General features: G+C 71.8%; 8 protein-coding genes. 6 read left to right on the top strand and 2 right to left on the bottom strand.

From position 1 onward, the window contains the following. A partial coding sequence (locus EJK15_RS66115) for an amidase family protein (RefSeq protein WP_240778070.1) occupies positions 1-506 on the bottom strand: 506 nt, incomplete at its 3' end. Continuing rightward, the gene (locus EJK15_RS66120) at positions 503-1,540 is read right to left on the bottom strand and encodes an acetamidase/formamidase family protein (protein WP_206062219.1); all 1,038 of its coding nucleotides are present in this window, start codon (positions 1,538-1,540) and stop codon (positions 503-505) included. The genes EJK15_RS66115 and EJK15_RS66120, both read right to left, overlap by 4 nt. Before the next feature lie 121 nt (positions 1,541-1,661). Here EJK15_RS66120 and EJK15_RS66125 point away from each other — a divergent pair, with 121 nt between their 5' ends. The 6 genes from EJK15_RS66125 to EJK15_RS73905 form a co-directional block, all read left to right on the top strand. Next, entirely contained in the window at positions 1,662-2,306 is a 645-nt protein-coding gene (locus EJK15_RS66125; RefSeq protein WP_206062221.1) for a GntR family transcriptional regulator, read from the top strand. A gap of 162 nt (positions 2,307-2,468) precedes the next feature. Next, entirely contained in the window at positions 2,469-2,642 is a 174-nt protein-coding gene (locus tag EJK15_RS72290; RefSeq protein ID WP_171075374.1) for a hypothetical protein, read from the top strand. A 139-nt stretch (positions 2,643-2,781) separates the two neighbouring features. After that, positions 2,782-3,768, top strand: a complete 987-nt coding sequence (locus EJK15_RS66130) for a BMP family ABC transporter substrate-binding protein (protein WP_138720409.1) — start codon at positions 2,782-2,784, stop codon at positions 3,766-3,768. After that, positions 3,768-5,162 carry an amidase gene (locus EJK15_RS66135; RefSeq protein WP_138720410.1) on the top strand — a complete coding sequence of 465 codons (1,395 nt, stop codon included), beginning with the start codon at positions 3,768-3,770 and terminating at the stop codon, positions 5,160-5,162. The genes EJK15_RS66130 and EJK15_RS66135 overlap by 1 nt, the downstream gene beginning before the upstream one ends. Positions 5,163-5,301: 139 nt before the next feature. Next, positions 5,302-6,954: an ABC transporter ATP-binding protein gene (locus EJK15_RS66140; protein WP_206062222.1), complete on the top strand. Its 1,653-nt coding sequence runs from the start codon at positions 5,302-5,304 to the stop codon at positions 6,952-6,954. After that, a partial coding sequence (locus EJK15_RS73905; protein WP_206062224.1) for a hypothetical protein occupies positions 6,951-7,143 on the top strand: 193 nt, incomplete at its 3' end. The genes EJK15_RS66140 and EJK15_RS73905, both read left to right, overlap by 4 nt.

Below are 7,143 nucleotides of genomic sequence, written 5' to 3' on the forward strand. Positions count from 1 at the left end.
GGCATAAGAGATGGCTTAGGGTCTGGTGGGCTCGGAGAGGTGAATGAGAGACGGATGCCGGAGCGGGGAGCGCGGGAGTGGGTGGGGCGGAAGCCGATCAGGGAGGTGTAGGAGGCGGGGACGCGGATCGAGCCGGCCGTGTCGGTGCCCAGGGCCAGGTCGGCCAGGTTCGCCGCGACGGCCGAGCCGGAGCCGCTGGAGGAGCCGCCGGGGAGGCGGCCGGGGGCGGCAGGGTTCTCCGGCGTGCCGTAATGGGCGTTGGTGCCGGCGAGGCTGTAGGCGAGTTCGTCGGTGTGGGTCTTGCCGATCACGGTGAAGCCCGCGGAGCGGAGGCGGGCGACGGCCTCGGCGTCGCGGCCGGGAACGGGGTGGGTCTCGCGCCAGAGCGGATGGCCCGCGCCGGTGGGAAGGCCCGCGACGTCGATGACGTCCTTGACCGCCAGCCGGCAGCCCGCAGCCGCCTCGGAGACGGGCAGCCAGGGGACGAAGGCGGATTCCGCGGTCAAAGGGATTCCAAGGTGGGCTTGGGAACGGCGAAGTGAACGCCCTTGACGATATCGACGACCTGGGAGACGTGCAGATGGGCGGCGGCGCTCAGATAGGCGAGGGCGATAGGCGCGGGAAAGCCGTATCGGGCGCCGAGCAGGGCCAGCGCGGACCGGGTGGCCTTGCGGACCGCCTCGTCGAGGTCCTCGTCCAGGCCCAGCAGGAGATGCTCGGCGCCGGTGTCGGCGTAGGGGGCGGCGAGCGCGGCGGCCAGGGAACGGGTGGCGGCGTCGGAGTGCAGGGTCAGCCGGAGGGTGGCGCGCAGGGGGGCCTCGAACGCGGTCAGTGCGACCTCGCCGTCGCCCATCGCGAAGTGCGGGTCGCCCGCGTAGAACATCGCTCCGGGCACCTGGACGGGCAGGAACAGCCGGGCGCCGACGCCCAGCGGGCCGACATCGAGGTTGCCGCCGTGCGGGCCGGGCGGAACGGAGTGCACGGGCCTGTCGGTGGCGGGTGCGACCCCCATGATGCCGAGGAACTCGCGGAGCGGGAAGGTGAGGCGGCGGCCGTCGCCGACCGCTATCGCGCCCCGGCCGCCGTCGACGGTCGCGATCGTGCAGACCGGCGGCACCGGGACGGCCGGATCCCACCCGTCCGGGGCCAAGGGCATCTCGCCGGGCAGCGCGCCCTTGCCGTGACGGTTGCTGATGACTCCGTAGGGGGCGCGCCGCCGCAGCTCCAGAATCTCGACCTCCAGGACGTCCCCCGGCAGTGCGCCCTCGACCTCGATCGGCCCGGTGACGACATGCGGTCCGTGGACGAGCGGGTCGTGCGTCCCGGAGCGGGCCAGTTCGGCCGCATCGTCGAGAACCGCGCCGATCCCGGCCGCGGCGAAGAACGTCGCGGGGTCGCGCCCCTGATCCTCCAGCAGGCCCTCATGGCTGATCGTGTCGAGGCAGACGGTCGCGCCCGAGACGACACTGCGGACCGGCGGGCTGACCGCGTTCGGCAGCAGGCCCCAGGAGACCTCGCCAGGTTCGGCCGGAAGGTACACATCCCCCGACGTCGCGCCGCGACCGGGCTGTAGTAGGTTCGTCAAAAGGTTCCGATCATCGGCGGAGCATGGTCGTATACAATCATCCAGGTGAGAGCAGCGCCAGGCTGCGAGGGGGAATGTGAGCGCCAGTACCCGCAGGATGTCGCCGCAGCAGATGTGCCGCGCGATCCGCGACGACGTGATCCGCGGCACCTTCCTACCTGGTCAGCGCCTCACCGAGGAGGGCCTGGCCGAGCGATACGGGGTCTCCCGGGTTCCGGTGCGCGAGGCGCTGCGCACGCTGGAGGCCGAGGGCTTCGTCCTTTCCCGCCCCTATGTCGGCACCTTCGTCGCCGAGCTCTCCGACGACGAGGCCGCCGACCTCCTGGAGATCCGCGCCCTCCTGGAGCCGCTCGGCGCCGCCCGAGCCGCGCTCCGTCGCACCCCCGAACAGCTCGGCCGCCTGAAGGAGCTGACCTCGCTAGGGCTCGAGGCCGTCGCCGAAGGCCGGCTCGACGAGGTGACCCGGCTCAACAGCCGCTTCCACGAGGTGCTCGCCGAGGCCTCCGGGAGCACCACCCTCAGACATCTCATCACCCAGCTCAGCCAGAAGATCGCCTGGGTCTACGCGGTCGAGCTGCCGCGCCGCGCCCACGACTCCTGGCACGAGCACGAGCAGATCTGCGCCGCCCTGGAGGCGGGGGACCCCGAGCGCGTCCGCCGGGTGGTCGCCGACCACATCGCCCAGGCGACCTCCGCCTACCGTCGGCGCCCCTGCCACTGAACGGCTGTATACGAGCCTGGGACAAGGGGAGACGGGGGCCTGCCGCTCGCTGCGGGGATCTTCCTGACGGCTGTATACGACGCTGATTTCGTGGGCGGCCTCGCATCATCCTGCCGACCGTCCCCATGCTCGGGTCAGTGCCGACGTCCGTACCTCAATGCCGTGAAGGCGCTGTTGTCGCTGGTCGTCAACACCGTCGCCATGCTGGTGTTCGTCCTGTTCGCAAGCGTGAACTGGCTGGGTCTCCTCATCATCGGGCTGGCGCGCCTGCTCGGCGGGGCCGCGGGCGGGCGGCTGCCGCGACGGCTGCGGCCCGCGGTGCTGCGCCCCTGGTGAGGGTGTTCAACCTGGTCATCGGGTCCGGCTGCTGGGGCGGGCCGAAACACACCGGCAATATTTCGCTCCCCGCAGGGAAACGCGGCGATTGTATACATTGCTCGCCAGCTATTTCGTACCCCCCGATGGAGATACCGACATGGCCCTTGGAACCCTGCGCACGGCCGCGGTCTGCGCGTCGGTCCTAGCCCTCGCCGCCACCGGCTGCTCGGCCGAGAAGACGGACGCCGCCACCTCCGGCAAAACCAAGGTGGGGGTCCTCATCCCCGGCTCGATCTCCGACGCCGGCTACATGCAGTCTGCCTACGAGGGCATCGAGCGGATCAAGAAGGACCTCGGCGGCCAGGTGGAGATCACCTATGTGGAGAAGGTCGCGCCCGCCGACTACCAGCAGGCCCTCGTCCGGTTCGCCCAGACCTCCCAGCTCGTCATCTCCATCGGCGGCCAGACCGACGCCGACGTCCGCCGCGCCGCCCAGCAGTTTCCGGCCGTCAAGTTCGTCGAGGTGGGCGGCCCGCCGACCCCGACGGCCAACCTCGCGGCCTACGACCCCAAGCAGGACGACGCCGCGTTCCTCGCCGGCGCCTATGCCGCGCTCATCTCCAAGAAGGGCAAGGTCGGCTTCGTCGCGGGCCTGGAGATCCCGCCGATCGTCGCCGTGGCCAAGCAGTTTGAGGCGGGCGCCAATCACGCCAGGCCCGGCATCACCGTGCTGCCCCCGCAGTACACCGGCGACTTCGACGACGTGGCCAAAGCCAAGCAGGCCGTGACCGCCGACGCGGGCGCCGGCGGCGACGTCTTCTACCAGATCCTCAACAGCGGTCTACAAGGCATGCTCCAGGGCGCCAAGGAGACCGGCACCAAGGTACTCGGCGGCCCGCTCGTCCAGCAGTGCTCCACCGACGCGGCGTTCGCCGGGTTCACCAAATCCGACATCGGCTTCGCCACCGAGTACGGAGTGAAGCAGCTGGTCGCCGGCACCTGGAAGGCCGAGGCCAAGCCGTTCGGCCTCGGCTCCGGCACCGGCGCCTCCGGCATCGTGCTCTGCGGAGCCGACGCGACCGTCACCGCCAAGATCGACCAGATTAGCGCGGACCTGGCCGCCGGAAAGATCAAGACGAGCTGATGGCAGCCCGCCCGCTGACGGCCGCGGCCGTCGCCGAGCAGGTCCGGACCGGCGGCCTCGCCCCGATGGACCTGGTCGAGGAGTTCTTCGCGCACGCTGCCCGCATCGAGCCCGAAATCCACGCCTTCTGCACCCTTGACGCCGAGGGCGCCCGGAGGGCCGCCGCCGATCTGGGGCGCAGGATCGCCGGCGGCGAGGACCCGGGACCGCTGGCCGGGGTGCCGGTCGGTATCAAGGATCTCGTCTGCACCCGGGGCTTGCGCACCACGTTCGGGTCGGCCGCCTACCGCGACCATGTCCCGGACGAGGACGACATCGCGGTGGAGCGGCTGCGCGCCGCCGGCGCGATCGTGGTCGGCAAGACCAACACCTCGGAGTTCGGGTACGCCGCGGTCGGCGACAACCTCATCTTCCCCTCGACCCGCAACCCGTGGAACACCGCGCTGAGCCCCGGCGGATCCAGCGCGGGCTCGGCCGCCGCGGTCGCGGCCGGACTGGTCTCGCTGGCGCTCGGCAGCGACGGCGGCGGCTCCATCCGGATCCCGGCCGCGCTCTGCGGAACGGTCGGCTTCAAGCCGTCGATGGGCCGCATCCCCGCCTACCCGGGCTGCAAGGACGAAAGGCTCCCCGGTGTCTCCAGCTGGGACGCCCTGGAACACCTGGGCCCCCTGACCCGCACCGTCGCCGACGCCGCCCTCGCCTACGCGATCCTCACCGGCCCCGATCCTCGCGACCGCTTCGGCCTGCCTGCCGCCCCGGCGACCGTGGCCCGTCGTCCGCTCGACGGCCTGCGCGTGGGGCTCTCCTACGACTGGGGCTACGTCGCGATCGAACCGGAGGTCCGGGTGCTGGCCGGCCGGGCCGCCGAGGTCTTCGAGGGGCTCGGGTGCGTGGTCGAGGAGGCCGATCCGGGGTTTCCCGATCCGTTCGGCGCGTTCGGGGCGATGATCGCCAATGAGACCGACCTACGGGGTCTGCGGGAGCTTGCGCTCAAGCATGAGCCGGCTCCCTATCTGAAGGGCCTGCTCGACCGGTCCTGGACGGCGGAGGACTTCACCGATGCCCGGGCCGTCCGGCAGCGCGTCTGCCGGATCATGGCCGCCCACATGGAACGCTTCGACCTGCTGCTGACACCGACCTCGCCGGTGCCGGCGTTCGTCCCGGGGAACATCGGCCCGACGGTCATCGACGGCCGCGAGGTCGACCCGTCCTACTGGCTGTCGATGACGCTCCCGCTCAACCTGACCGGCCAGCCCGCGATCTCGCTGCCCGCCGGACTCACCGCCGACGGTCTCCCCGTCGGGATCCAGCTCGTCGGCCGGCACCTCGCCGACCTGGACGTCCTGAACGCGGCGTTCGCCTTCGAAGAGGCCGCACCCTGGCCGGTCCTGTGAACGGGCGGTCAGCCGCCGCGATGAGGTTGCCGAGCTCCTCGTGCCGGGTGCACTGCGGCCGGGTCGCGGCCGGCGGTCAGATGGAAGAGCCCCTCTGGGCGGGCGGCCGGCGGCCCCAACACCACTAAGGGAGTGCCTGATGAATCCTGCCTTGGAGCTCACCGGCGTCGGCAAGACCTACGGCACCGTGCGCGCTCTGGACGGCGTCGATCTGATGGTCCGCGCGGGTGAGGTGCACTGCGTGCTGGGCGAGAACGGCGCCGGGAAGTCGACGCTCTGCAACCTCGTCTACGGCGCGGCCGCGCTGGAGGAGGGCGAGATGCGCCTCTATGGCGAGCCCTACCGCCCGCGCCGCCCCGCCGACGCACTGAAACACGGCATCGCCATGGTCCACCAGCATTTCAGCCTGGTCCCGACCCTGACGGTCGCCGAGAACCTCCTGCTCCGCGACGGCCTGCGCCTCCGCCTCCCGACCAGGGAGCTTAAGGCTCGCGTAGCCGAGATCGAGTCCTCCTACGGCCTGTCGGTCGACCTGACCGCCCGCGCCGCCGACCTCCCCGTAGGCAAACGCCAGTCGGTAGAAATCGTCAAGGCCCTTCTCAGCTCTCCCCGCCTGATCCTCCTCGACGAGCCCACCGCCGTCCTGGGCCCCACCGAGGTCCAGTCCCTCATGGCCACCTGCCGCAGAATCGCCGCCGCCGACCACGCCGTCCTCCTCATCACCCACAAACTCAGCGAAATCGAATCCGCCGGCGACACCGCCACAGTCCTGCGCGGTGGCCGGGTAGCCGGCACCGGCCCGCTCACCAGCCTGGGCCGCGACCACCTCGTCTCCCTCATGCTCGGCCGCCCCTTGACCGACCTGAACCCCCTCCTCACCGCCGGCCTCGATCTCCCCGGCCCGTCCCTGCCGGCTATCCCATCGGCATCCTCGGCCCCGCGGCACGCTCCCGCCGCCGCGTCGTCCGAGTCCTCACTCTCGCGTAGCGCTGACGCCGTCGCGTCAGCCGGAGGCTCAGGGGCGGGCGGCGCTGAGGCTGAGGCGTTGGCCGGGGTCGCGATCGAGGGGGTGCGCGTCGTCCGGCGAGATGGGAGTGCGGCAGTCGACGGAGTCGACCTGCGGATCGGAGTCGGCGAGATCGTCGGAATCGCGGGGGTGGAGGGCAACGGGCAGAGCGAGCTCGTGGCGTTTCTGAGCGGGGCCCTGGATGCCGAGGGGCGCTTCAGCGTCGGCGGGATGGAGCTGAGCGGGGTCGGCCCGGGACGGCGTACCGCGGCCGGGGTCGGGGTGATTCCCGAGGATCGGCATCACGAGGGGTGCGTGCCCGGGATGAGCGTCGCGGAGAACCTCTTCCTCGGGGAGCTGGCGCGGTTCCGGCGGCGAGGGCTGCTCGACCGGAAAGCTCTGCACGCCGAGGCGGCTCGGGTGATCGAGCGGCAGGGCATCAAGGCCGCCGGGCCCGCGGCGGCGATGGCGACGCTGTCGGGCGGCAACCAGCAGAAGGTGGTCCTCGCCCGGGAACTGGCCATCCGTCCGCTGCGTTTCCTCGTGGCGGCGCAGCCGACGCGCGGCCTCGACCTCGGCGCGGTGGACACAGTCCTGGACCGGATCCGGCGCGCCGCCGAGGGCGGTGCGGCCGTGCTGGTCGTCTCCAGCGAACTGTCCGAGCTGCTGGCCCTCTGCGACCGGGTGATGGTCGCCTACCGGGGCCGCCTCCTCGGCCCCGTCACCTGCTCGGCGCCGAGCGCGCGCGCTGAGATCGGCGATCTCATGGTGGGAGCGGCCTCATGACGAGGGCCCTGAGCGACTCCGAAGGCCGCGCCGAACAGCAGCCGCCTGCCGGCGCCGCCCCCCTGGCCGGGCGAAGCGCCCGAGGTGGAACCTGGCACGCCCTCCGCGTCGCGAACGTTATGCGGATTGAGCGGGTGGGGCGGACCGGGCGGATGGTGCGGGACCTGCTGGTTTATGCGGGGGCGGTGG

The sequence above is a fragment of the Nonomuraea basaltis genome (genome assembly GCF_005893125.1).
Lineage (GTDB): Bacteria > Actinomycetota > Actinomycetes > Streptosporangiales > Streptosporangiaceae > Nonomuraea > Nonomuraea basaltis.